24 protein-coding genes are annotated in these 24,039 nt (G+C 66.6%); 17 read left to right on the top strand and 7 right to left on the bottom strand.

What is annotated here, in order from left to right; all coding sequences use genetic code 11:
• The first annotated feature begins 63 nt into the window (after positions 1-63).
• The 12 genes from VF168_14805 to VF168_14750 all read left to right on the top strand — a co-directional run bounded on the left by VF168_14805 (position 64) and on the right by VF168_14750 (position 12,605).
• Positions 64-1,251 carry a glutamyl-tRNA reductase gene (locus VF168_14805; protein HEX7005452.1) on the top strand — a complete coding sequence of 396 codons (1,188 nt, stop codon included), beginning with the start codon at positions 64-66 and terminating at the stop codon, positions 1,249-1,251.
• Entirely contained in the window at positions 1,248-2,165 is a 918-nt protein-coding gene (hemC, locus tag VF168_14800) for a hydroxymethylbilane synthase (GenBank protein HEX7005451.1), read from the top strand. Before VF168_14805 ends, hemC begins: the two co-directional genes overlap by 4 nt.
• The gene (locus VF168_14795; protein HEX7005450.1) at positions 2,162-2,848 is read left to right on the top strand and encodes a uroporphyrinogen-III synthase; all 687 of its coding nucleotides are present in this window, start codon (positions 2,162-2,164) and stop codon (positions 2,846-2,848) included. The genes hemC and VF168_14795 overlap by 4 nt, the downstream gene beginning before the upstream one ends.
• Positions 2,845-3,906 (top strand): porphobilinogen synthase, encoded by a 1,062-nt coding sequence (hemB, locus tag VF168_14790; protein ID HEX7005449.1) that lies wholly within the window; start codon positions 2,845-2,847, stop codon positions 3,904-3,906. The genes VF168_14795 and hemB overlap by 4 nt, the downstream gene beginning before the upstream one ends.
• A complete protein-coding gene (locus VF168_14785) occupies positions 3,897-5,066 on the top strand; it encodes a HAMP domain-containing sensor histidine kinase (protein HEX7005448.1) in 1,170 nt (389 codons plus the stop codon). The genes hemB and VF168_14785 overlap by 10 nt, the downstream gene beginning before the upstream one ends.
• Positions 5,063-5,806, top strand: a complete 744-nt coding sequence (locus VF168_14780) for a response regulator transcription factor (GenBank protein HEX7005447.1) — start codon at positions 5,063-5,065, stop codon at positions 5,804-5,806. Before VF168_14785 ends, VF168_14780 begins: the two co-directional genes overlap by 4 nt.
• Positions 5,803-6,921: a uroporphyrinogen decarboxylase gene (gene hemE / locus VF168_14775; protein ID HEX7005446.1), complete on the top strand. Its 1,119-nt coding sequence runs from the start codon at positions 5,803-5,805 to the stop codon at positions 6,919-6,921. Before VF168_14780 ends, hemE begins: the two co-directional genes overlap by 4 nt.
• The gene (gene hemF, locus VF168_14770; protein ID HEX7005445.1) at positions 6,918-7,859 is read left to right on the top strand and encodes an oxygen-dependent coproporphyrinogen oxidase; all 942 of its coding nucleotides are present in this window, start codon (positions 6,918-6,920) and stop codon (positions 7,857-7,859) included. Before hemE ends, hemF begins: the two co-directional genes overlap by 4 nt.
• A 65-nt stretch (positions 7,860-7,924) precedes the next feature.
• Positions 7,925-8,668, top strand: a complete 744-nt coding sequence (locus tag VF168_14765) for an SDR family oxidoreductase (GenBank protein ID HEX7005444.1) — start codon at positions 7,925-7,927, stop codon at positions 8,666-8,668.
• An 83-nt stretch (positions 8,669-8,751) separates the two neighbouring features.
• A complete protein-coding gene (gene hemH, locus VF168_14760) occupies positions 8,752-9,906 on the top strand; it encodes a ferrochelatase (protein HEX7005443.1) in 1,155 nt (384 codons plus the stop codon).
• Positions 9,907-10,011: 105 nt separating this feature from the next.
• Positions 10,012-11,838, top strand: a complete 1,827-nt coding sequence (locus tag VF168_14755) for a S9 family peptidase (protein HEX7005442.1) — start codon at positions 10,012-10,014, stop codon at positions 11,836-11,838.
• A gap of 11 nt (positions 11,839-11,849) precedes the next feature.
• Complete coding sequence (locus VF168_14750) at positions 11,850-12,605, top strand: endonuclease/exonuclease/phosphatase family protein (GenBank protein HEX7005441.1); 756 nt, start codon at positions 11,850-11,852, stop codon at positions 12,603-12,605.
• Positions 12,606-12,711: 106 nt separating this feature from the next.
• Here the strand turns inward: VF168_14750 and VF168_14745 are convergent, their stop codons facing one another.
• The 5 genes from VF168_14745 to VF168_14725 form a co-directional block, all read right to left on the bottom strand.
• Positions 12,712-13,056, bottom strand: a complete 345-nt coding sequence (locus VF168_14745) for a hypothetical protein (GenBank protein ID HEX7005440.1) — start codon at positions 13,054-13,056, stop codon at positions 12,712-12,714.
• A gap of 130 nt (positions 13,057-13,186) precedes the next feature.
• Positions 13,187-14,956, bottom strand: a complete 1,770-nt coding sequence (locus VF168_14740) for a GMC family oxidoreductase (protein ID HEX7005439.1) — start codon at positions 14,954-14,956, stop codon at positions 13,187-13,189.
• Between the two features lie 31 nt (positions 14,957-14,987).
• Positions 14,988-16,019 (bottom strand): gluconate 2-dehydrogenase subunit 3 family protein, encoded by a 1,032-nt coding sequence (locus tag VF168_14735; GenBank protein ID HEX7005438.1) that lies wholly within the window; start codon positions 16,017-16,019, stop codon positions 14,988-14,990.
• A gap of 26 nt (positions 16,020-16,045) precedes the next feature.
• A complete protein-coding gene (locus tag VF168_14730) occupies positions 16,046-16,915 on the bottom strand; it encodes a cytochrome c oxidase assembly protein (protein HEX7005437.1) in 870 nt (289 codons plus the stop codon).
• Positions 16,916-17,081: 166 nt separating this feature from the next.
• The gene (locus VF168_14725; protein HEX7005436.1) at positions 17,082-17,654 is read right to left on the bottom strand and encodes a DNA-3-methyladenine glycosylase I; all 573 of its coding nucleotides are present in this window, start codon (positions 17,652-17,654) and stop codon (positions 17,082-17,084) included.
• Between the two features lie 71 nt (positions 17,655-17,725).
• On the opposite strand from VF168_14725, the gene hemG reads away from it, so the two are divergent.
• The 5 genes from hemG (at position 17,726) to rplI (ending at position 21,286) form a co-directional block, all read left to right on the top strand.
• Positions 17,726-19,096 (top strand): protoporphyrinogen oxidase, encoded by a 1,371-nt coding sequence (gene hemG, locus VF168_14720; protein HEX7005435.1) that lies wholly within the window; start codon positions 17,726-17,728, stop codon positions 19,094-19,096.
• A gap of 244 nt (positions 19,097-19,340) precedes the next feature.
• Complete coding sequence (gene rpsF / locus VF168_14715; protein HEX7005434.1) at positions 19,341-19,688, top strand: 30S ribosomal protein S6; 348 nt, start codon at positions 19,341-19,343, stop codon at positions 19,686-19,688.
• A gap of 45 nt (positions 19,689-19,733) precedes the next feature.
• The gene (locus VF168_14710) at positions 19,734-20,555 is read left to right on the top strand and encodes a single-stranded DNA-binding protein (protein ID HEX7005433.1); all 822 of its coding nucleotides are present in this window, start codon (positions 19,734-19,736) and stop codon (positions 20,553-20,555) included.
• Positions 20,556-20,843, top strand: coding sequence for a 30S ribosomal protein S18 (gene rpsR, locus VF168_14705; protein ID HEX7005432.1), 288 nt, complete (start codon positions 20,556-20,558; stop codon positions 20,841-20,843). It begins immediately after the preceding gene.
• Positions 20,840-21,286 carry a 50S ribosomal protein L9 gene (gene rplI, locus VF168_14700; protein ID HEX7005431.1) on the top strand — a complete coding sequence of 149 codons (447 nt, stop codon included), beginning with the start codon at positions 20,840-20,842 and terminating at the stop codon, positions 21,284-21,286. The genes rpsR and rplI overlap by 4 nt, the downstream gene beginning before the upstream one ends.
• A 50-nt stretch (positions 21,287-21,336) precedes the next feature.
• Here rplI and pyk read toward each other — a convergent pair whose 3' ends face one another.
• Together pyk and eno are read right to left on the bottom strand one after the other, a co-directional pair.
• On the bottom strand, positions 21,337-22,761 hold the full coding sequence (pyk, locus tag VF168_14695; protein ID HEX7005430.1) for a pyruvate kinase: 1,425 nt from the start codon (positions 22,759-22,761) through the stop codon (positions 21,337-21,339).
• Positions 22,758-24,032: a phosphopyruvate hydratase gene (eno, locus tag VF168_14690; GenBank protein ID HEX7005429.1), complete on the bottom strand. Its 1,275-nt coding sequence runs from the start codon at positions 24,030-24,032 to the stop codon at positions 22,758-22,760. The genes pyk and eno overlap by 4 nt, the downstream gene beginning before the upstream one ends.
• Positions 24,033-24,039 lie beyond the last annotated feature (7 nt).

Here is a 24,039-nt window from a genome sequence, read left to right as displayed (position 1 = left end):
AAGCGACCCTTGCCGGCACTCGAGACATTTGCCCTGCCACGGACGAACTAAGATGAGGATTCGGTGGAACGACTTGCCCTTATCGGCGTATCCCACAGGCGCGGCGGCGCCAGCGCGCTCGAGGCGTGGCAGAGCGCGTTCGGCGACGACGCACAGGGAAGCCTCAACTCACTCGGCCTCTCCGAGTTCGTGCCGATCGTTACCTGCAACCGCTGGGACGTTGTCCTGGCCCTTCCCGAAGGCCTCTCGGCCGAGGAGGCGAGAACCCGGCTGACCCCCGCAGGGGTGGAGCGAAGGCCTTACGCCTACCTGGGTGACGCCGCGCTCGAGCAGCTCATCCGTATCGCCGCCTCGCTCGATTCGCTGAACCCGGGCGAAGACCAGATAATGCGCCAGGTGCGCGAAGCGTACGCTCAGGCTCAGCGCCAGGGCACTACTGGCGCCACCACCGCCTACGCCTTCGACGCCGCGCTGAGGATCGCCAAGAGGGTGAGGCGAGAGGTTGCCCTGGCCCCCATGAACACCTCGCTCTTCTCGCTGGCCAGGCCCGAGCTGGAGAGGACCCTCGCACCCGGAGACCTCGTGGCCGTGCTGGGCGCCGGCGAGATGGGCACGCTAGCGGCCAAGACGATCGCTGCTCTCGATGGGGTGAGGCTGCTGGTAGTGAATCGTTCCGAGGAGCGGGCTCGCCAGCTGGCGCGCCATCTGGGGGGGGAACACGCCACCCTGGACAGGTTCATCGAGGCTCCGCCCGACGTCACCGCCGTCGTCACCGCCACTCCCGTGGGCAAGTTGCTGGGCCGCGAGACCCTTGCGAGGATGCCCGGCTTGCGCTTGGCGATCGACATGGGAATCCCGCGCAACGTCGATCGGGAGGCGGCGGCAGCCAGGAGCATCCGCGTGCTGGACGTCGACACGCTGCAGTTGGCGGGCGCGCGCCGGCGCGAAGAGCTGGGGGGCCGTCTGGCCGAGGCCGAGAAGCTCGTACGCGACGAGCTCGAGCGTGCGATCGACGAGTGGGCCGAGAGGCAGTTGGGGCCCGCGATAAAGCGGTTGCGGGAGCTGTACCTGCAGACGATCGGCGAGCGCTTGCCCGATGACGAGGCGAGGCGCCTGGCCCACAAGTTCGCGCACGTGCCGGTCAAGGGGCTGCGCGCCGTCGCGCGGGAGCACGGACTGGAAGCGGCCAAGACGTTCCTGTGGGAGGCGGGCCTGCTCGACGAGGAGGAAGGACGGGGGGCGGTGGAATGAGCGGCTGGAGTGGTGGAACGATCCGCATCGCCACCCGCGGGAGCGCCCTGGCCCTGTGGCAGGCCGAGTACGTGCGCTCCCGGCTGGGCGAGCTCGGGCACCGAGCCGAACTGGTCCCTGTGGTGACGCAGGGCGACATCGACAGCCGACCGTTCGAACGGATGGAGGGCCAGGGCTTCTTCACCAAGGCGGTGCAGGATGCGGTCCTGGCGGGTGACGCGGACCTCGCGGTGCACTCCCACAAAGACCTCCCCTCTGAGAGCGCGCCCGGTCTCGAGATCGCGGCCGTTCCCGAAAGGGCCGACCCGCGCGACGTGCTCCTCGCGCTACCGGGCGCCTACGACGAACGGCCCGCGGCCCTGCCGTTGCGCAACGGCTCGCGGGTGGGCACCAGCGCGGTCAGGCGCCGGAAGCAGCTGGCGGCGCTGCGGCCCGACCTGGAACTCGACGACCTGCGAGGGAACGTGCCGACCCGGGTAGGCAAGCTGCGCAGCGGCGACTACGAAGCGATCATCCTGGCCGCTGCCGGACTCGGACGGCTCGCTCTCGACCTGGGGGGCCTCGAGGTATACACCCTCGATCCCGCACTCCTCGTCCCCGCGCCAGCCCAGGGTGCGCTCGCGCTCGAGATCCGCCGCGGGGACTTCGAGCTGGCCGCCGTCCTCACCGACCTCCACAACGTCCGAGATCACCGAGCGATTTCAGCCGAGCGCGGGCTGATGGCGATGCTGCAGGGAGGCTGCCAACTCGCCCTGGGCGCTCACGCCCAGCTCGACGGCGAGCTCGTGCGACTGCGCGCCTGGTACGAGGGGCAGGGCGTCCTCGTCGAGCACGCCTCCTCCGAAGGAGCGGCCATGCTGGCCTTCGAAGCGCTCGGCCGACCCGACCCGGCGGTCCTGAGGGGCAACTCGTGAAGCGACCGAGAGTCGCCCTCACTCACTCGGCGGGCCGGCTCGACGACCTCGCGGCCCTCCTCGAGGAGCGCGGTTTCGAGGTCGTCAGGAGCCCTCTGGTGGAGACTGTTCCCCGCACCGACGAGCGGACGGCGGCCGCCGCCGCGACACTCATGTCGCTCCCCTGGCTACTCATCACCAGCCGCAGCACGGTCGAAGCGATCGAGGAACTCGGCGGCTTCGCCGAGGGACCGCTCATCGGGGCGGTAGGACCGGCCACGGCCGCAGCTCTGCAGGAAGTCGGTGCCATGGTCACGTTCGTCGCCACCCCCAACAACGCGCGAGGGCTCGCCCACGCGTTCCTGGCGCACCCTCTGGCCCGAGGCCCGGTCGGCCTCCCGCGCGGCAACAGGGCGCTGGAAACGCTCGAGCAGGAGCTGGGCGAGGCGGGTTTCGCCACGCGGCCCCTCGTCGTCTATGACACCCGCCCGCAGCCGTGGCGGGGGGACGGTGCCGACGCGCTGGTGCTGGCCAGCCCGAGCGCCGTCGAGGCGTTGCCCACCGAAGTCGGCAGCCGCTCCCGACTCGTTACCCTGGGAGAGACGACTTCCGCTGCCGTCCGCTCACGCGGCTGGCGCTGCGAGGAGGCTCAGGAGCCTACGGCTCAGGCAACCCTGGCTGCCTTGGAAAGGGTGCTGGCATGATCGAAGATCGAACCGATCGCGAACGCGGTCCCTCCGCTACCGAGGGGTTGCCCCGCCCTCTGGAGCGGCCCCGGCGGCTGCGGAGTGGGGCGGCGCTGCGTTCCCTGGTCAGCGAGACCAGGTTGGCGCCCGAGCAGTTGGTGATGCCCTACTTCGTGGTGCCGGGCAAGGACGAGGTGCAACCGATCGCTTCGCTTCCCGGCGTCTCACGACTCTCGGCCGACCGGCTCCTGCCGGAACTTGAACGGGCGCTGCGCCTGGGCGTCCGTTCGGCGGTGCTCTTCGGCGTGGTGGCCGCGCGCGACAAGGGTCCCGGAGCGGACCGTGCCGACGACCCGGAGGGGCCGGTGGCCTCGGCGCTGCGGGCGGCGCGGCGCGAGTTCGGCAGCGACCTGGTTCTGATCACCGACGTCTGCCTCTGCGGTTACACCGATCACGGTCACTGCGGCTTGCTCGCCAACACTTCGCGCGGGGTGGTCGTCGACAACGACTCGAGCCTGGCTCGTCTGGCGAGCATGGCGCTTACCCACGCCGAGGCCGGTGCCGACATCGTCTCCCCTTCCGACATGATGGACGGCCGGGTCGGCGCCATCCGGGGGGCCCTCGACGCCGCCGGTCACGAGCAGGTCGGCATCCTCTCCTACGCGGTCAAGTACGCGTCGGCCTTCTACGGTCCCTTCCGCGACGCCGCCGGCTCGGCCCCCAAGGGGGACGACAGGGCGCCGAAAGACCGACGTACCTACCAGATGGACCCGGCCAACGCCCGCGAGGCGCTTCGCGAGGCGAGCCTGGACGAACGGGAGGGGGCCGACATGCTGATGGTCAAACCGGCGCTCCCCTACCTCGACGTCCTCGCGCGGCTGCGGCCTCAGACCAACCTGCCGCTTGTCGCCTACCAGGTGTCGGGCGAGTACGCCATGCTCAAGGCGGCGGCCGCGGCCGGGGCGCTCGACGAGAGAGGCGCGGTGAACGAGAGCCTGCTGGCGATCCGCCGCGCCGGCGCCGACCTGATACTGAGCTACTACGCGGTCGAGGCGCTCGAGAAGGGGTGGATCTAGGCCTGGTGTCGGCGAAGTCGTCGCGTGGGAAGAGACAGCGGACCCCGGCCTCGCAACTGGGCACTCGGATAGCGTTCACCGTCATAATCCTGTTCGTGCTGGCCCAGGTCGGTTGGTGGGTCCTGTTCCAGGAACGGTACCTGTCCAACGTCACGGAGTACCGACTGGAGGATTGGCAACGCGACCTGGAGACGGCGAACGAGGCTCTGGCAGCCGGAAGCGTAGCCGCCGATGTGCTGCTCGAGCGGTATCCGCACCTGGCCCTTGGCGAGGACGGCCGCTTCACCATCGACAGCCAGGTGCGAGACCGATTCGTCGGCCAGCAGCGTGGCTACCTGAGGATGTTCGCCTACGAGGTTCCCTTCTTCGTGCTCACCGTCCTGGCGAGCCTCATCTTCATCGCTTCCACGCTGCGCAACGAGCGTGAGCTCAAGCGCCGCCAGCAGAACTTCATGTCGGCTGTCACCCACGAGTTCAAGACCCCCCTCAGCACTCTGCGGCTGCTGGTGGAAACGGCGCTGATGAGGCCGCTCAACCAGGAGAAGTCCAGGAACTACCTGCAGCGGATGGCGGCCGAGATCACCCGGCTCGAGCAGACCTCCGAACAGGTTCTGGCCAGTGCCCGACTGGAACAGGCGAACGTGCCGGCGCCGCTCGCCCCTCACGACCTCAACCGGCTCGTGAGGCAGCAGGTCGAGCACCTGCGGCCCAGCCTGGAAGCGCGGGGGGCGGTCGTCACCCTCGAGCTGCCCCCGGAACCCGTCTCCGTTTCGCTCGACGAGAACGCTTTCGCAATCGCCCTGGGGAACCTCCTCGACAACGCTGTGAAGTACACCCCGGGAGACGTGAAGCAGGTGACGGTGCGGGTCGAGAACGAGGCCGATCTGGCGCTGCTGCACGTGGAGGACCGGGGGGTAGGCATCCCCGAAGGGGAGCGCAGCCGGATCTTCGAACGTTTCTACCGCTCGGGTGATGAGATGACCCGCGAGGCGCCGGGAATGGGGCTGGGGTTGCACCTTGTGAGGAGCACGGTCGAGGCCATGAACGGTTGGGTGCGCTGCGAGAACCGAGACCAGGGAGGCTCGCGTTTCACGGTGGTCCTTCCGCTCAGGCAGGCAGCTGCCGGGGCTCCGCTGCGGGGAGCGGAGGGCGCGGGGTGACGGCGGCCAGGGAGACAGCCGCGCCCGCCGCGGAACGGCCCACGGTCCTCATCGTCGAGGACGAGTCCACCCTCGCCGAGGTCCTGGCCGACAACCTCGTGGACGAGGGCTACCGGGTCGAGGTGGCCCGGGACGGCACCTCGGGAAGGCGTTCTTGGCGGGCCGACAAACCGGACTTGGTCGTCCTGGACGTGATGCTGCCAGGCATGAACGGCTACGAGCTGTGCGAGACGATGCGACAGGAGGGTGACGCCACACCGGTCCTCTTCCTCTCGGCCCGCGGCCTTCCCGACGACCGCGTTCGGGGGCTGCAGGCCGGCGGCGATGATTATCTGCCCAAACCGTTCCATCTACCCGAGTTCCTGCTGAGGGTGAGCAACCTGCTCAAGCGGAAGGGCTGGGGTGCGCCGGCAGGCTCCGAACTCGCCTTCGGCGGTCATCGAGTCGACTTCCGCGCCTGGACGGCCCAGCTGGCGGACGGCCGACGCGAACTGCTGGGTGAGCGGGAGCTGGCGCTCCTCGAACTGCTCGCCTCCCGACCGGGCCAGGTCGTGAGCCGCGACGAGATCCTCGACGAGGTGTGGGGCGAGGACCCGTTCCCCTCCAGCCGGACGCTGGAGCGGCTGGTCACGAGACTGCGCCGCCTCTTCGAACCCGATCCCGAAACGCCGATCTACTTTCACACCGTCTGGGGCGCCGGTTACCGCTTCACCCCGGATGGAGAGGAGACTGTCCCTTGAGCCTGTTCCTGCGCGCCGCCAACGGCGACGACACCCCGAACGCTCCAATCTGGATAATGCGGCAGGCCGGCCGTCACTTGCCCGAGTACCGGGCCCTGAAGGAGAAGCACAGCTTCTGGCAACTGGCCCGAACTCCGGAACTGGCCGCCGAAGTGACCCTCCAGCCGGTCAGGCGCTACGGCGTCGACGCTGCCATCCTGTTCTCCGACATAATGACGCCGCTGCCGGCCATGGGCCTTGCCCTCGACTTCCAGCCGGGGCCGGTTTTCGAGCAGCCGGTGCGGACAGCGAAGGAGGTGGAGTCCCTCCGGATCCCATCTCAGGAGGAGATCGCTCCGTTCGTCGCCGATGCGCTCCGGTTGATACGCAGGGAGTCCCCGGTGCCCGTCATCGGCTTCGCCGGCGCACCGCTGACCCTCGCCACCTACATGGTGCAGGGAGGCGGCTCCAAGGATTATGCCGAATTCCGCGCCTTCCTGCGGCAGGAGCCGATCGCAGCCCACGCCCTTCTGGACAAGCTGACCGAGGTCACGATCCGCTACCTCACCCTCCAGGTCGAAGCCGGCGCTCAGGCCGTCCAGCTCTTCGACTCGTGGGCTGGACTTCACGACGCCCGCTCCTACGCCGAGTTCGGCCGCCCGTACAACAAGCGGGTGCTGGAGGCCATGGCGGGGCTTCGGGTAGCGCGCATCTACCTGGCCGTGGACGCCGCCCACCTCTACGGCGAGATCGCCCAGCTTCCGGCCGAGGTGGTGAGTGTTGACTGGCGGCAGCCGCTCTCCTTCGTCCGCGAACGACTCCCCGGCAAGGTCCTGCAGGGGAACCTTGATCCGTCTCTGCTGCTGGCGCCGCCAAGAACCCTCGTCGCCGAGGCGCAGCGCGTCCTCCACGAGGGCCTCGGCGGCCCCCACATCTTCAACCTGGGACACGGGATCCTGCCGCAGACCGATCCTGGAGCGGTCACCCTGCTCATCGACACCGTGAAGACCTTCGACCGCCAGGCCGCGCGAGATGCTCCGGCGCCGGAAGGGCTCAGACCGGTAGGAGCTTCCATCTTCCTCGACGGCATCGAGGTGGAGCCGGCGGGTCCGGGCAGCGGCGAGGACGACGGGTGAGCCGACGCGACCAGGTCGTCGAGGTTCTCCGCGAGGGCCAGCGCCGACTGATCGAGGCCTACGAGGGCATCGACGGTCTTGGCTCCTTCCGGTCCCACGACTGGGAACGACCCGGCGGAGGAGGCGGCAGCGCACGCGTCCTCGAGGGCGGCCGCGTCTTCGAGAAGGCCGGGGTCAACTTCAGCGCTGTCCACGGCGAAAGGGTCCCTCCTTCGCTGGCGAGGCAGCATCCGCAGGCCGTGGGGAAACCTTTCTTCGCCACCGGAGTTTCGCTGGTCCTGCACCCCCAGAACCCATACGTACCCGCCTTCCACGCCAACTTCCGCTATTTCGAGGTGGGCGAAGCAGGGCGCGAGAGCGACATCTGGTGGTTCGGTGGGGGCGCGGACATGACGCCCAACTACCCCTTCAGGGAGGACCCAGCTCACTTCCACGGATCTCTGCGTGACCTGTGCGAGCGCCACCCGCAGGCCGACTACCAGGCGATGAAGGAGACCTGCGACGACTACTTCTTCATCAGGCATCGAGGCGAGATGCGCGGTGTGGGCGGGATCTTCTACGATGAACTGTCGCCGGTGGGCGAAGGTTCGTTCGAGAGCGATCTGGCCTTCACCGAAGACGGTTTGAAGACCCTCCTGCCCGCCTACCTGCCGATAGTCGAGCGCCGGATGGAGATGCCGTACGGCGAACGGGAGCGCGAGTGGCAACTCTACCGCCGGGGCCGCTACGTAGAGTTCAACCTCGTCTACGACCGGGGCACGCTCTTCGGACTGCAAACCCAGGGGAACATCGAAGCGATCCTGATGAGCATGCCCCCCTACGCCCGCTGGCAGTTCGACTACCAGCCCGAGCCGGGCACTCCGGAAGCCGAGCTGCTGGAGCTGCTGAAGCCGATGGACTGGGTCGACGCGGGCGTTCGCGAAGCCGGTCGCGGTTAGGGAGGAGCTGGAACCGAATCTCGGCCGCCGGGCACCTGCACGTCGCCGCGCGATACTGTCTGACCGTGGAACCGAACGGACGGGTGGCGATAGTTACCGGCGTGAGCCGAACTCGTGGGATAGGTTCAGCCATCGCCTTGGCCCTCGCGGCGGACGGCTGGAGCCTGCTGCTTTCCGGCTGGCCCGCCTACGACGAAGGTCAGGGGCTGCCGCAGGGCGATGGCGGGCACATCGAGGAGCTGCTCGGCGTCGGGGTAGCGGTGGAAACCGTGGAGTGCGACCTCGCTCAGCCCGATGCGGCGAGGCAGTTGTTCGACGTGGCCGAGACGCTGGGCCCGGTGCTCGGCCTGGTCAACAACGCGGCGCACTCCGAACGGACGGTGTTGGCCCAACTGGACGCGGGAACGCTCGACCGTCACTACCGAGTGAACCTTCGCGCGCCGGCGCTGCTGGCTCGCGAGTTCGCGGCCAGGTTCCAGGGAGGGTCGGGGCGGATCGTCAACATGACGTCGGGCCAGGGGATCACCCCGATGCCCGGCGAGTTGGCGTACGCGGCAACGAAGGGCGGGCTCGAGGCGCTGACGTTGAGCCTCGCTGCGGCGCTCGCCCCCAAGGGGATCACCGTGAACGCGGTCGACCCCGGTCCTACCGACAGCGGCTGGATGACCGCGGAGCAGCAACGCTCGCTCATCGCTCCGCTGGGACGGGTTGGTCTGCCCCAAGACGCGGCCAGGTTGGTCACTTTCCTGATGTCCGAAGGGGCCGGCTGGATAACGGGCCAGGTCATCCGGTCTCGAGGAGGCTCGTGAGTCGGAAGGTCGCTCAACGGGGTGCGAATCATCCGAAGCTCGCGACACCTGTACTCCCGAGGCCCTCGCGGTACGATTCCGTCATGAGTTCAGCGAGCGATATCTCGGCGAACGGCCGCACCCCCACAGGGATCGTGATGATGAACCTGGGGGGTCCGAAGGACCTGGACGAGGTGCAACCGTTCCTCCTCGAACTGTTCGCCGATCGCGAGATCATCCAACTGCCCATGCAGGATCAGCTGGGGCCGTTCATCGCCCGGCGGCGCACGAAGGGCGTGCAGAAGAACTACCAGGACATCGGGGGTGGCTCCCCGATCCTCAGGTGGACGGAGGAGCAGGGCCGGGGCATGTGCGAGCGCCTCGACCTCCTGTCTCCGGCGACCGCGCCCCACAAGTTCTACGTCGCCTTCCGCTACGTTCAGCCGAAGAGCGAGGACGCCCTGCAGGCTATGGCTGAAGACGGGGTGAAACGAGCGGTGGCGTTCACGCAGTACCCGCAGTTCTCCTGTGCTACCACCGGGAGTTCACTCAACGAGCTTTGGCGCGCAGCACGTCGGCTGGGATTGCAGAACGCGTTCGAATGGAGCGTCATCGACCGCTGGCCCACTCATCCGAGGTTCATCGAAGCGATGGCCGAGACCGTGAAGCAGGGCCTGGCGCAGTTCTCGGACGAGGACCGCGACGATGTGCTCATCGTCTTCAGTGCGCACTCGCTGCCCATGTCGGTGATCAATCGCGGCGACGCCTATCCTCAGGAGGTGGGCGCCAGCGTCCACGAGGTGATGAAGCGGCTGGATTTCTCGCACGAGTACCTTCTCAGCTATCAGTCCGAGGTCGGCCCCGTGCCGTGGCTCGGACCGTCGACCGAGTCGGTCATCGAGCAGCTCGGCGAGAAGAAGCGGCGCAACGTCCTCATCGTGGGCATCGCGTTCACGAGCGATCACATAGAGACGCTTCACGAGCTCGATATCGAGTACGGTGAGCTGGCGCACGAGGTGGGCATCAGCAACTACAAGCGGGCGCCGGCCTTCAACGGGATGCCCCTGTTCCAGGAGGCCCTGGCGGAGGTCGTCGCTGAGCACCTGGCGAGCGGGGAGGCCTGCTCGAAGCAGTACGGGCTTCGCTGCCCCGGCTGCGTCAACCCACAGTGCCGCAACATCCTCGATCCGGTTGCGCCCTACAAACGCACGAACGTGAGCGTGACCAAGGAGACCAAGAAGTACGTGGAGATGCGCTGAGGTACCGATTCTGGCCCGCACTCCGGATCGCGGCATATCAGCTCGCGCGTCCGCTACATTAGACTGGCCCCTGCCTGTCCCGCCGCGAGCCTTTCGGAAGGAACGATGATGCCTCTACCCACCTTCGAGCAGTTCTCCGCAGTCCGTATCTTGGGCGCCCCCAAATATTCGCCTGACGGATCCCGCATCGCTTACATCGCCAACACGACCGGCTACACGAACCTGTGGACGATGCCCGCCGGTGGCGGTTTCGCCAGCCAGCTCACCAGCTTCAGTCATCGCCGGGTCACCGACTTCAGCTGGTCGCCCGACGGCTCCAGGATCGCCTTCACGAGCGACCTGCACGGCGACGAGATGCACCAGGTGTTCGTGGTGGAGGCCGGTGGCGGTTGGCCCCGGCAGCTCACCGATGCTCCGAGCGTGCAGTACACGCTCGTCGACTGGACCCCCGACGGCGAACGGGTGGTCATCACCGGCAACGACCGCGAACCGACCCAGATGGACCCTCAGCTACTCGACGTCGAAACCGGCGAGACGGAGAGGCTGATGACCGGAGGGCTCTACTACGGGACCCTCGTCTCGCCCGATGGTCGTTATCTCCTTATCCTCGAGATCATCAGCAATACCGACCAGAACATCTACGTTCTCGACCTGGAATCCCGTGAGCGCACCCTGGCCACCCCCCATGAGGGAGAGGCGACCTTCCAGCCGTGCGCCTGGGCGCGCGACAGCAGCGGCTTCTACCTGCTGACCAACCATGGACGGGAGTACGCGGGCCTCGCCTTCTACTCGCTCGAGGGGGGCAAGTGGGGCTTCGCTCACGCACCCGACCACGACCTGGAACTGTTCGACCTGGCCAAGGATGGCCGCACCACCGTCGCCGTGATGAACGTCGACGGGGCCAGCAGGTTGCAGGCGTACTCGCTGGGTGAGGGCAAGGAGTTGCCGGCTCCCGAGCTCCCGCTGGGGGTGGTTGGTTCCGTCTCGCTCCACCCGAACGAAAGGCGCCTGGTGATGTCGTTCGCCCGCGCCACCGAGGCCACGAACATATACGAGGTGGACCTGGAGAGCGGGAGCGTGCGGAAGCTGGAGCAGAGCATGCTGGGGGGAGTCCCGGCGGAGTACCTGGTCGAACCCGAACTCATCAGCTACCCCTCCTTCGACCGTGAGATCCCAGCCTGGCTCTTCCGACCGAAGGGCGACGGTCCCTTCCCGATGGTGCTCTCCATCCATGGCGGACCCGAAGCGCAGGAGCGGCCGCAGTACATCTACTCCGGCCTCTACCAGTTCCTGTTGAGCAGAGGCATAGGGGTGCTGGCCCCGAACATCAGGGGCTCCACCGGTTACGGGGCCAGCTACCAGAAGCTCATACACCGCGACTGGGGAGGGGCCGAACTGCAGGACATCCGCCATGCCGCCGAGTACCTCCGCTCGCTCCACTGGGTCGACCCGGAACGGCTTGCCGTCTTCGGCGGTTCGTTCGGTGGCTTCGCCACACTCTCGGCCGTGAGCCGCCTCCCCGAGTACTGGTCTGTGGGCGTCGACGTGGTCGGACCGTCCAACCTCATCACCTTCGTGGACAGCGTCCCACCGCACTGGAAGCAGATGCTCAAGGCCTGGGTGGGTGACGCCGTGGAGGACCGGGAGATGTTGGTCGAGCGTTCACCGATAACCTACGTCGACGACATCCGGGTACCGATGCTGATCATCCAGGGGGCTAACGATCAGCGAGTGGTGAAGGCAGAGAGCGACCAGATGGTCGAACGCCTGCGCACTCTCGGCCGGGAGGTCGAATACTACGTAGACGACGAGAGTGGCCACGGCCCCGCGTCCCGCGAGGCGGGGGAGCGCTGGTGGCGGATGGTGGCCGAGTACCTGGTCGACAGGCTGCATGGCGAGAGGGTGGATAGCCGCGACGAGGCGGTCGTCTGAGCGGGCCTCAGGTGCAACTTAGGCTCGTCACCTACAACATCAAGTCGGGCCTCTACCACCCGGACGGGCTCGAGGCGGTGGCCAGGGTGCTCGAGGAGGCCGATCCGGACGTCGTGGCCCTCCAGGAAGTCGACCGCGGGACCCGCCGGGCGCGTAACGAGGATCAGACCGCGTGGCTTGCAGCCCGCCTCGAGATGCCCTACCACTGCTTCGGCGCCGCTACCCCGTGGGATGGCGGCGGCGAGTACGGTGTCGGACTGGTGAGCGACCTCCCGCTGGTCGGGCCGAAGGTAGACCACCTCTGGGTGCCGCACGGGGAGGGGGTGGGGCACGGCGCTCGCGAGCCGCGCGTCGTCCTCTCTGCCACTGTCGAGGCGAACGGTAAGGGCGAAGCGCTTACGGTCATGGTGACTCACCTCGGCCTCACCGAGGAGCAGCGGGCCCGACAGGCGCGTCAACTCCTCGAGAGGGTACAGGAGATGGGCGGCAGGCCTGTGGCACTGGCGGGCGATCTGAACGCACATCCCGACTCGCCTGAGGTGCGGCTACTGGCCGAATCGCTCCATGACGTACTCGCTCACGTGCCTGAAACCGAGCGTGTCACCTTCCCCTCGGGTGACCCCGAGATGCACGGGCACGATTTCCTCGCCCGCACCATCGACTACATCTTCGTAAACGGAGCGGCGAAGGCGGTAGAGGCCCGGGTGATCGCAGACTACAGCCTCGCCTCGGACCACAATCCGTGCGAGGCGGTGATAGCCGTCTGAGGCTGGGCTATAGCCGTAGGAGGCTGTCAGCGGCCAGCGCCGCGTCATATGCGAGCCCCGCTGGGGATCGATCGCCGGGTAGGTGGCAGGACTCCCCCTGCGCCGCTCAACTCTCCTTGAACGCCGCGTTGGCCTCCTGCATGACGCTCATGGCCCGGTCGCCGTTCTCGCCGTCGGCTCGAACGACCACCAGCAGGCTCTCCTCGTCGAGCTCCTCTTCGTAGAACTCGGCCTCCTCGCGGTCCAGCCCCAGGCGCATCAGTTCACTCGAGACGGCGCCGTTGCCTGCCCGGAACGCCCTCGCCAGGTCGCCGATCAGCGACCCGTCCCGCTCCAGCTCCCCGCGGCTCAGGACGTGGATGCTCCCCTCCTCCAGGCCAAGGGCGTCGAGTCCCGTCACCGCCTTCTGCGCTGCTTTCTGATCGTCGAACATGCCGACTATCGTGCTCATAGACCGCCTCCTTGCTGTAGTGCACGTTGGATGACGCGGTAGATGACCTGATCATGAGAGGTAGGTCGCTCGTCCACAGTGGCCTGTGTTCCCGTTGCCCATTGATGCAGCGCGCGTGCTGCACGCGCATCTAAGTCAGCAGCTCGGCCGGATCGTCGAAGTAGCGTCGGCTCATCGCGTCACCTGTCATATAGGCGAGCGCGGCCAGGGTGCCGGTGGGATTGGCGGCCGGGTTCTGCGGGTATAGAGCCGCCCCGGTAACGAAAACGTTCGGCGTGTCCCAGACCTGCCCGTACTTGTTGGTCACCGAATCGCCAGGATCTCGCCCCATGATCGCTCCGCCGGTCATGTGGGTGCTGTTGTAGGTGTGGATGTTGTAGTCGGGCATCTCATCTTTGGTGCTGCTGCTGGTCGGACCCATCTCCCGCAGGATCTGGGCTGTGCGATCGCGCATGAAGCGGTAGAGGTTGCGCTCGTTGTCGGTCCAATCGAAGGTGTAGCGCAGGAGAGGCTGACCGTAGACGTCCTTGTAGTTCGGGTCGAGGTCGTAATAGAACCAGCGGTAGGCGGGACTTTCGCCCTGGATGGTCACCGGCACGTACGAGTCCCAGTTGCGCCTCATGGCCTCCTTCCACTCACGCCCCCACCGCTTGCCACCGGTGACCGGCATCCCTCCCACCGAAGTGACCGGTTCCCGCTCACCGATCGTAGAGAAGGCCGAGGAGCCGCCGATGAAGTCGACCTCGCCGTGGTCTATGGCGTTGCCGTAGAAGTCGTAGATGACCTGGAGCGTCGAGGTGTTGCCCATGTAGAGGTTGAAACGACGGCCCTCGAAGACACCGGTAGCGGGGCTGTCCCAGATCTGGTGGGTGCAGTTCATGCCCAACTGGCCGCGGTCGTTGCCGATCCCGTCCGGATGCTCGCGGGAGCGGGAGAGCAGCAGCATCCGCACGTTGCTCAGCGTGTAGCCCGCGAGGACCACCACTTCGGCCGGCTGGAAATGCTCCTCGCCGGTGAGCTGGTCCACGTAGGTCAGCCCGGTCGCCAACCCTTGGTCGTTCGTTTCGACCCCGATGACCTTGGCATGGGCCCTGATACGGTAACGGCCGCTCTGGAGGGCCAACGGGGTATGCGTGGTGATGCCGGTCGACTTGGCGTCGACTTCGCAGCCGAAGCGGGTGCAGAAACCGCAGTAGAGACAGCTGCTCCGGGTCCGACCGAACGGGTCGGTGTAAGCCCGCGACAGGATCCCCGAGGGTTGCGGGAAGGGGTGGTATCCGAGGCCGCGGGCGGCGTCGGCGAAGATGTAGGAAGGGATGGTCGAATCCAGCGGAGGATTGGGGAAGGGCCGGCTGCGAGGGCCCTCGAACGGGTTGCCGCCCGGTATAAGCTCACCGCGCAGATTGCCGGACCTGCCCGAGGCGCCGATGTCGTACTCGAAGGCGTCGTAGTAAGGCTCCAGTTCCTCGTAGCTGACCGGCCAATCCCTTACCGTGCTCCCCTCCGGCAGCTTCTCCTCGCCGTACCGCTCGACGTAGTAGGAGCGGTAGTTGAAGTCGTACGGGGTGAAGCGCCAGAGCATCGCGGACCAGTGAGCCGCGGATCCCCCTACCCCCTGACCTGGATGGAAGGCGCCGAAGCGCCTCATCGGCAGTGAGGGGGAGCGGCTGTCGGGCCGCCAGGTCCAGGTCTCCTCGCTGATGTTCTGCATCATCGCCTTGCGGACCGAGTAGCGCAGGCTGTCGTGATTCCAGGCGAAGTCGGGATCGGCGTAGCGGGTGGGGCCCTGTTCGAGGGAAACGACGCTGCGACCGGCGTTGGTGAGCTTCCAGGCGATGATGGCTGCGGTCCAGCCGGCGCCCATGGTTACTACGTCGACTTTCGGATGGACGACCGTCATGGCGTCCTTCCGATCGGTCGGCAGCCGGCCGTCATCTGCGGCGCTTCCGGCTGTCGCTGCCGGTGACCGGCAGGATCACGTACTCGTTCACCGGTTGGCCCGGATGGAAGTGCGGCAGCTCGGCTATGCTCTGCGGCTCCTTGACGGTGCCTTCGGTCTGGAACTCGACCGGCGTGTATGCCCGCTGCGCCCCCGGATAGCCGAGCAGGTACCAGCCGGCCAGGTTCCTGTTGCCGCCGTAGAGCGGGTCGGCGAACATCCCCTCGATCACGTGGTTACGCACTACTTCGAAGAACTCCCGAAGAGCCGGCGCATGGAAGCCCACCTCATCCTGTGGGCCGCCACCCCTCTGCGGCTGCCCCGGTGCTACCGGGCCGAACACTTCACCCGGCGACTCGGCCATCGTCTCCACCACGGCCTCCTGGTCGCCTTCCGCGAGTTCCACGAAGGGCGCGCCGAAACGCTCCCGGCAGTAGGCGTCGACCTGCTGCACCCCCTTCCGGTAGATCTCTCGAGGCGTGAGGCTCGACTGGTATCCGTAGCGCGGCAGCTTGTCGGCCTCTACCCAGATAGGTTGCGGGCCCTCGGCCTCTTCCGGAGGCTCCTCGCCGAAGTAGGGTTCGGCGAACGGAGGCATCCGGTAGATCGGTTGGGCGAAGCCGTGCCGGTGGGCCAGCAGGTGGTCTATGTAGTTGAGGACCCCGCCCTCACGGGCGCCGGGATCGTCCGCCGTGCCGGGAAGGATGGTTGCTGCCAGGGCTTCTACGGTTCGCGCTTCGTGCGACGAGAAGAACTCGAGGACGTTCGGGTCGGGCGCTTCGGAGGGGGTCATCGGCACCTCCTCGTAAGGGCCCGGTACGAACGACTCGGGGGCGCTGGGCGGCAAGGGCCGAGGCGGGACGGGTGTCGGTTCCCGCGGCGTCGAGGCGTCGCACGACGTCAGGATTCCGGCTGCGATGAGCACCCCTCCGACCTTGAGGAATCCGCGCCGGTCTATCTGCGCCAGCTTCCGCTCTCGCCTCCCATCTCGTTCAGATACTTCGTTCGAGTGGTCGTCTGACATCGGGCTTCCTTTCCCGGCCGGGGCCGTCAGGTGAGCGTTCGCTTCACCGCCGCGGCGCCGAGCATCGACAGTCCGACGCCGAGGGCGAGAAGCGCGTTGAGCCGGGCGGCGGGCCGCGGATCGCTGAGCCCGTGCCCGGCTCGGGAAGCGGTCAGGCTGCGGTAGAGCATCCAGCTTGCGACCCCCAGGTATACGGCCGACGGGGGGATCCACATGAGCAGTCCTGCCAGTTGCTGGTCGGTTGCGGCCGAGTAGCCTTGAACCTGGGCGATACGCCGGTACTGGTCGTACCAGGGTTCGGGCGATAACGTGATCATCGCTCCCAGTACGCCGCCCTGGAGGGTGGCCAGGAAGAGGAACAGCGGCGCGGCGATCGGGGCCAGACGCCGCCGCCCCAGCGGCTGGAGCAGCACCCACCAGAAGAGCATGGCTGCCCCTGTGAGCGAGGCGTGCTCGATGACGTGGACGCTACCTCTGGTCAGCGCTGCCTCGTAGACGGAAGGCAGGTGCCAGAGCCAGAGCAGCAGCACGAACGCGCTCCAGGCGACCACCGGATGAGTGGCGCTCATCCACAAGAGGCCGCCTGCCCGGCTCCTCTTCAGAGTCATCGTTACGGTCCGGCGCCGGCCCGACGGCAGAAGCCAAAGCAGCGCCAGCAGCGGTACGCCTGCCACCAGCAGCGGAGCTGCCACCAGCACCAGGAGGAGGTGCTGGGCCATGTGGGCAGAGAAGAGGAGGGCCGACAGCGCCTCCAAAGGAGGACTCAGGGCGATGCCCAAGGCGATGAAGCCCAGGGATCCTGCGATCGCCCGGCCCCAGGAGATACCCCTGCCGATCCCGGCCCGACGCCAGGCGCGAGCCACGCCACCCAGGTAGAGGAGGACAGCCGACGTCACCAGCAGCGATGACGCGGCTACTGATTGGTTCGCGCTGATCAACTCGCCCCCGATGATGGTCTATCCGTCCGGACCTACTCCGGTGTGGTTCACTTCCCAGCTATAGCACCGCATCCGCAGGAGCCAGGGTCGTGTGGCTCCCAATCGAAGCGAAGAGACCCCTCGATCAGGGGCGCCGCGTCCAAGGCGGGGAGAGCTCGAGGATACGCGCGGCGACCGGGCAGTCGGTCCGGTGCGCTCCAGGCAGGTAACCCGTGCTCATCAGGAACTCGCCCACTATCTCTCCCCCTGTGAAACGGAACGTCGCGCGGAACAGCTTCGTCCACTCGTCGTGTCGAAGTGGGTGATGAGCGTCCAGCCACCCTTTGAACGAGCCGTACTCCTCACGCAACCCTAGTATCCGGCGGGCGTTCTCGATGGCGGCGTCGACCTTCAGCCGGTTACGGATGATCCCGGCGTCGCCGAGCAGTCGCTCGCGCTCGACCGCCCCGTAATCGGCGACCCGTTCCAGAGAGAAGCCATCGAAGGCTGCTCTGAACGCCTCCCGCTTCCGCAGCACGGTGAGCCAGGATAGGCCCGCCTGATTGATCTCCAACACGAGCCGCTCGAACAGCACGTCGTCCTCGGCAACGGGGAAACCGTACTCCTCGTCGTGATAGGGGCCGTGGTACGGATGCCCGGGCGCGATGTCGCAGTAGCTGGAGGCGTTCGCCTGGATCTTCTCGGCAGCCGGGGTCATGTGGGGGAGTATAAGGTCGGCGCGAGCAGCGGGCACATTGTCCCTGCTCCGCTACCCCTGGCGAAAGTATCGTGGGGTTCGTGAGTTTCGACGTCGCAGTTGTTGGTGGGGGAGTAGCGGGGCTCAGCGCCGCCTTCGAGATCAGGCGGAGGCGCCCGGACTGGTCGATCAAGGTGCTGGAGAGAGAAGAGGTCGCAGGCGGGAAGGTTCGCTCGAGCAGCTCCGGCGGTTTCACGTTCGACTGGGGTCCGAACGGCTTCCAGCCTTCCCAGGCGACGTTCGACCTCATATCCCTGCTGGGTCTGGAAGAGGAGCTCATCGAGGCCTCGCCGCGGGCGCGCAAACGTTATCTCTACCGCGCTGGCGGCCTGCGACCGGTACCGCTCAAGCCCCAGGAGTTCCTTTCGAGCGAACTCCTCTCCCCCGCCGGCAAGGTTCGGGCGCTGCTGGAGCCCTTCCTGGCGGGAACACCTCCTTCCGGCGAGGAGACGGTTTTCGCTTTCGCAGCCCGCCACTTCGGCCCTGAGGCGGCCCGCTCGCTGGCCTCTCCGATGGTCCTCGGGGTCGCCGCCGGCGACGCCCGGCAGCTGAGCGTCGACGCTCTCTTCCCCAGGATCAGGCAACTGGAGCGCGAGCACGGCAGCCTCCTCAAGGGGATGGCGAAGATGCAACGGGCTTCGAGAGGAGCCGGCAGACCGGCGAGCGCGGCCCTCTACAGTTTCGCTCCAGGATCGATGGGAACCCTCACTGCCGAGCTGGCCCGGCAGTTGGGGGAGAGCGTCGTCGCAGGCGCCGAGGTCGAATCTTTGAAGTGGGCTGCGGACTCCGGGTTCGAGCTGACGCTGGCAGGGGGAGAGAGGCTGGCAGCGGCCCGCGTCGTCCTCTCTACCCCCGCCTTCGTGAGCGCCGACCTGCTGCACCCGCTCTTGCCCGCGGCAGCCGCCCCACTGCGGCAGATCCCCTACGCCGACGTCACCGTCTTCGCCCTCGCGTTCGGTCGCGTCGACGTGCCGCACGCTCTGGACGGCTTCGGCTTCCTCGTTCCGCGCGGCGAAGGGGTCAGGAGCCTGGGCGTCATATGGACCTCCGCGCTCTTCGAGGGGAGCGCCCCGCCGGGAACGGTACTGCTGCGGGTCATCGCGGGCGGCAGCGTCGATCCGGCCTTCGCCAGCTTGGACGAGGCCGAGGCCTTGGCAGCGGTACGCCGCGACCTTCGCCTCACCATGGGCATCACAGCAGAGCCGCTGATGAGCGAGACCGTTCGCATCCCGCGCGCCATCCCGCAGTACCTGCCGGGCCATCTCTCCAGGATCGGCGAGGCGCTCGCCGCCGTACGGTCCATGCCCGGACTCGCGCTCGCCGGGAACGCCTTGAGCGGCGTGGCGGTGAACGACTGCATACGGGACGCCCAGCGGGTGGCGGATGAGGTGACCGGCAGCTAGGACCACCATATTCCTCGCTCTGCTCCTGCTGGGCTGCCGTCGCCGGGGGGCCGGCCCGGACCAGGGAACACGTGCTACAATCGCAATTTGCCGCATATGCGGCGAGCCTGTGCTGGAGAGGGCGGAGACCTCCCGGCCCATCTTCGGAACCGGCACCCGGTCGATTTCCCTCGAACATCGTCGGATCGTGAACGGAACCGAAGCGTCGGGCGGACCGCCACCGGCCACGTGAAGGAGGTGACTCATGCCGAGCCAAGGTGTATACGATCTCAACCTCATCCTCGACCCGAACCTCAGTGAACAGCAGCTTCAGACGGAGAAGGACGCCGTCGCCGCTCAGGTCGAGCGTGTCGGAGGGGAGGTCGTGGATGTCGACGAGTGGGGCTCCCGACGGCTTGCCTATCCGATACGCAAGCTGAACGAGGGGTACTACATCATCTATCGCCTAAACCTGTCTGGCGAAACGCCCAAGGCGATCGAAGCGGCCCTGAGACAGCGTGATAACGTCATGCGAGTGCTGGTCGTGAAGGATCGTCCGGAGTGGAGGACGAGAAAGCCCGCCGCTCCCCAGGAAGCACAAGCAACCGATTGAGGCCAGCTTAGTGTCTACCGCTTCACCAGGGCGTAGGAGAAGATCATGGCTAGAGGACTGAACTACATATACCTGGCAGGTACCCTTACCCAGGCTCCGGAGTTGCGTTACACCCCGGGTGGCCTTGCCATCCTCGAGATGAACCTGGCCGGCAACGACCACGTCATCGGGGATGACGACCAGCCACGTGAGCTTGCCTGGTATCACCGGGTAACCGTGTTCGGTGCTCAAGCCGAGTCTCTGGCGAACCAGCTCGAAGCCGGAATGCCCGTTCTCGTCGAAGGACGGCTCGACTACCGCTCGTGGGAAAGCCAGGAAGGTCAGCGCCGCAGCGCGCTCGACGTCAAGGCGAACCGGGTCGAGGTGATGGGTTTCGGTCCGCGCAGAGACAGCGCCACCGTCGAGGACGCGAGGGGGCAGCAGCGCCTTCGCAATGCCCTCAACGAGGTGATGATCATCGGCAACCTAACCCGTGATGCCGAACTCCGTTACACCCCTTCGGGAAGCGCTGTCACGCGCTTCAGTGTCGCCGTCAATGAACGATTCCGCGACAAGAGCGGCGCCGATCAGGAGCGCACACACTACGTCGACGTGAACGTTTGGCGCGAGTTGGCCGAGGCCTGCGGAGAGCTGGCCAAGGGTGATCCGGTCTTCGTGATCGGCCGCCTGGTGAACGATTCCTGGACGGACAAAGAAGGTAATCGCAGATACACGACGCGCATCGAAGGGTCGCGCGTCGAGTTCCTGACCCGTGGTCCCGGTGTTGGTGGAGCCGGTACCCGCCCGGAGCCCGTGGCTTCGCGCGCCCAGGCGAGTCAGCTTGATATAGACGAAGAGTTTCCACCGGAAGAGGATCTACCCTTCTAGATGGCAAGAGATAGAGGAAGAGACAGCCGCAAGGGCGGCCGTGACAAACGCGGAGGCGGCCGCAGGGGTCGTCGTCCGAAGGTATGCCAGTTCTGCACCGGCGACCTCGAGATCACCGCATACCACGACGGCAGGATGCTGCGCCGCTTCATCAGCGATACCGCCAAGATCCTGCCCCGTCGCCGTACCGGCACGTGTGCCAAGCACCAGCGCAGGCTCGCTACTACGATCAAACGTGCCCGCACGCTAGCGATCATTCCGATCACGGAGAAGTTGGTCCGCAGATGAACGTCATCCTGCTCGAGCCCGTCGAAAAGTTGGGCGATGCGGGCGAGATGGTCAAGGTCCGGCCCGGGCACGCCCGCAACTTCCTGATCCCTCAAGGTCTGGCGTTGCCGGCTACCAGGTCGAACCGCGCCGAGCTCGAGGCCCGGCTCGCCCAGCGCGCCCGCCAGCTTTCGGAGCAGAAGGGCGACGCCGAGCGTCTCAAGGAGATGCTCGCTGATGCCGTCATCGAGATCCGGGTCAAGGCCGGGGAAGAGCGCATCTACGGCTCGGTCGGCAACCGTGACATCGCCGAAGCGGTTCAGGCCGCCTACGACGTAGAGATCGAACGCCGGAAGATCGACCTCCCCGAGCCGATCAAAACCATCGGGGAGTACACCATCCCCTACAAGCCGCACCCCGACGTGCAGATCGACCTGCAGGTAAAGGTTCTGCCGGAGGAGTAATCCTCACCCGAACGATGGGCGGAGGCGGTTCCCGTAGGGTGCCGCCTCTTCTACTGCATCTTCTCCACGCGGATGAGATTCGTCGTGCCGCGCATCCCGAACGGAACTCCAGCGGTTATGACGAAACGGCTGTCCACCAGGCCCAGTCCGAGCTCCTTTATCGCCTGGCTCGCGACCGTGACCATCTCGTCCGTCGAGTGGATCTCGTTGCTGCGGTGGGGGATGACCCCCCACACGACGCTCATCTGCCGGAAAGCGCGTTCACTGGGCGTGATGGCCAGTATCGGCGATGCGGGTCTGTTCCTCGACACCCTCATCGCCGTCGTACCCGAGGAGGTGAAGGTGACGATCAGGTTGGCGTTCAGGTTGAAGGCCATCTGGCAGGCTCCCAGCGAGACCGCATCGGCGGTGGTCTCGTCGGGCTTGGGGTAATGCTCGCGCATGTTGGTCTGGTAACTGTCGTCTGCTTCTACAGAGCGAGCGATCCGATCCATCATCCGCACGGCTTCCACCGGGTACGATCCCACCGCCGTCTCTGCCGAGAGCATGATCGCGTCAGTGCCATCGTAGATGGCGTTGGCGACATCGCTGGCTTCCGCTCTTGTCGGAGTGGGATTCTGGATCATCGATTCGAGCATCTGGGTAGCCGTAACCACCGGCTTCCCTGCTTCGACGCAGGCGCGGACGAGTCGCTTCTGGATGAGCGGCACCCGCTCCGGAGGCATCTCGACACCCAGGTCTCCCCTGGCGACCATCACTCCGTCCACTTCACTGAGGATCTCGTCGAACCGCTGCACCGCACCCGGCTTCTCGATCTTCGCCATCAACTTGGCGCTCGAACCGGCACGCGCGAGGTAGTGCCTCGCCAGGAGCAGGTCGTCGCGCGAGCGCACGAAGCTTATCGCCACCCAGTCGACCTCGAGTTCCGCCCCGTAGAGGAGGTCTTCGACATCCTTGTCGGTTAGTGCGGGGATGCTCAGGTCGGCGCCGGGGATGTTGATCCCCTTGTTGTTCGACAGGACACCACCCAGCGTCACCTCGGTCTCGATGCGGGGTCCCTTGAGAGCGGTGACCTGAACCGCCAGGCGGCCGTCGTCGAGCAGCAGCGTGTCACCGATCTTCACGTCGTTGCAGAGACCCTTGTAGGTGACGCCGACCCGTTTCGAGTCGCCGGGCGAATCGTCATCGCAGGTGAAGTCGAACCGGGAGCCTACCTCCAGCAAGACGCGGCCGTCCGTGAAGGTGCCGGTCCTGATCTTGGGTCCCTGCAGATCCTGCAGCACGCCAACGGATCTGCCGAGCCGCTCGCTCTCGGTACGGATCATCTCGATGTTCTCGCGGTGCACCTCTCGGGTGCCGTGCGAGAAGTTGAGACGGAAAACGTTGACGCCGGCCTCTATGAGGTCGACGATCATCTCCTTGTTGCTGGTGACGGGGCCCAGCGTGGCCACGATCTTGGTACGGCGGGGGCTCACCCTCGGAACGCCTTCCCGCCCAGGTAGAGGGCCGCGTCACCGAGCTCGTTCTCGATGGCCAGGAGCCTGTTGTACTTCGCGAGCCTGTCGCTGCGGCTGGCGGAACCGGTCTTTATCTGACCGGCATTGACCGCGACCGCGAGATCGGCGATGAAGTCGTCCTCGGTCTCCCCCGAGCGGTGACTGATCATCGCCCGGTACCCGCTGGCCTTCGCCAACTCGATCGCCTCCAACGCCTCGGTCAGTGTTCCGATCTGGTTCACCTTGACGAGGATGGCGTTGCCTACCCCTTCCGCTATCCCCCGTCCGAGGCGCTCGACATTGGTCACGAACAGGTCATCGCCCACCAGCTGGGTGCGGTCGCCGAGGGTTCTGGTGAGCTCGGCCCAGCCGCTCCAATCGTCCTCGGCCAAGCCGTCCTCGATCGAGACTATCGGATACCGCTCCACCCATTCACCCCAGTAGCCGATCATCTCACTGCTGCTCAGGGTCCTGTCCTCGGCCGCAAGACGGTAGTTGCTGCCGTCGAAGAACTCGGTAGATGCGGGATCGAGCCCGACGGCTATCTGGGCGCCGGGCTCGTAACCGGCCTTCTCGATCGCCTCGAGGATCACTTCGACCGCTTCCTCGTTGCTTGCCAGATCGGGAGCGAAACCGCCCTCATCCCCAACGTTGGTGTCGTAGCCCCGGGCCGAGAGCACCTTCTTGAGGTTGTGGAACGTCTCGACCCCGGCCCGCAGCGCCTCGCGGAAGCTGTCGAAACCTAGCGGGGCGAGCATGAACTCCTGCATGTCCACCCGGTTGTCCGCGTGCTTGCCACCGTTGATCACGTTCATCATGGGGACCGGCAACACCCGGGCAGCCGGGCCGCCCAGGTATCGGTACAGCGGCACGTCGAGTGTGGCGGCAACAGCCCTGGCCGCCGCAAGCGACACCGCAAGGATCGCGTTGGCGCCGAGCCGCGCCTTGTTAGGGGTGCCGTCCAGGGCGAGCATCGCTCGATCCAGGGCGATCTGGTCGAAGGCGTCCATGCCGATCAGTTCCGCCGCTATCGTCTCATTGACGTTGCTTACCGCCTTGCTCACCCCCTTGCCCAGGTAGCGGCTGCCGCCATCGCGCAGTTCGACCGCCTCATGGGCTCCTGTGGAGGCTCCCGAAGGAACTAGCGCCGTGCCTTCGGCGCCACTCTCCAGGCGAACGGTGGCGCCAACCGTCGGATTTCCCCGGGAGTCGAGCAGTTCGAGGGCACGGATGTCTTCGATGCGAGTCATGACTGTC

Source organism: Trueperaceae bacterium (assembly GCA_036381595.1).
Taxonomy (GTDB): domain Bacteria; phylum Deinococcota; class Deinococci; order Deinococcales; family Trueperaceae; genus DASVCN01.
The sequence above is the reverse complement of the archived record's forward strand: the minus strand, read 5'-3'. Positions and strand labels throughout refer to the sequence as shown.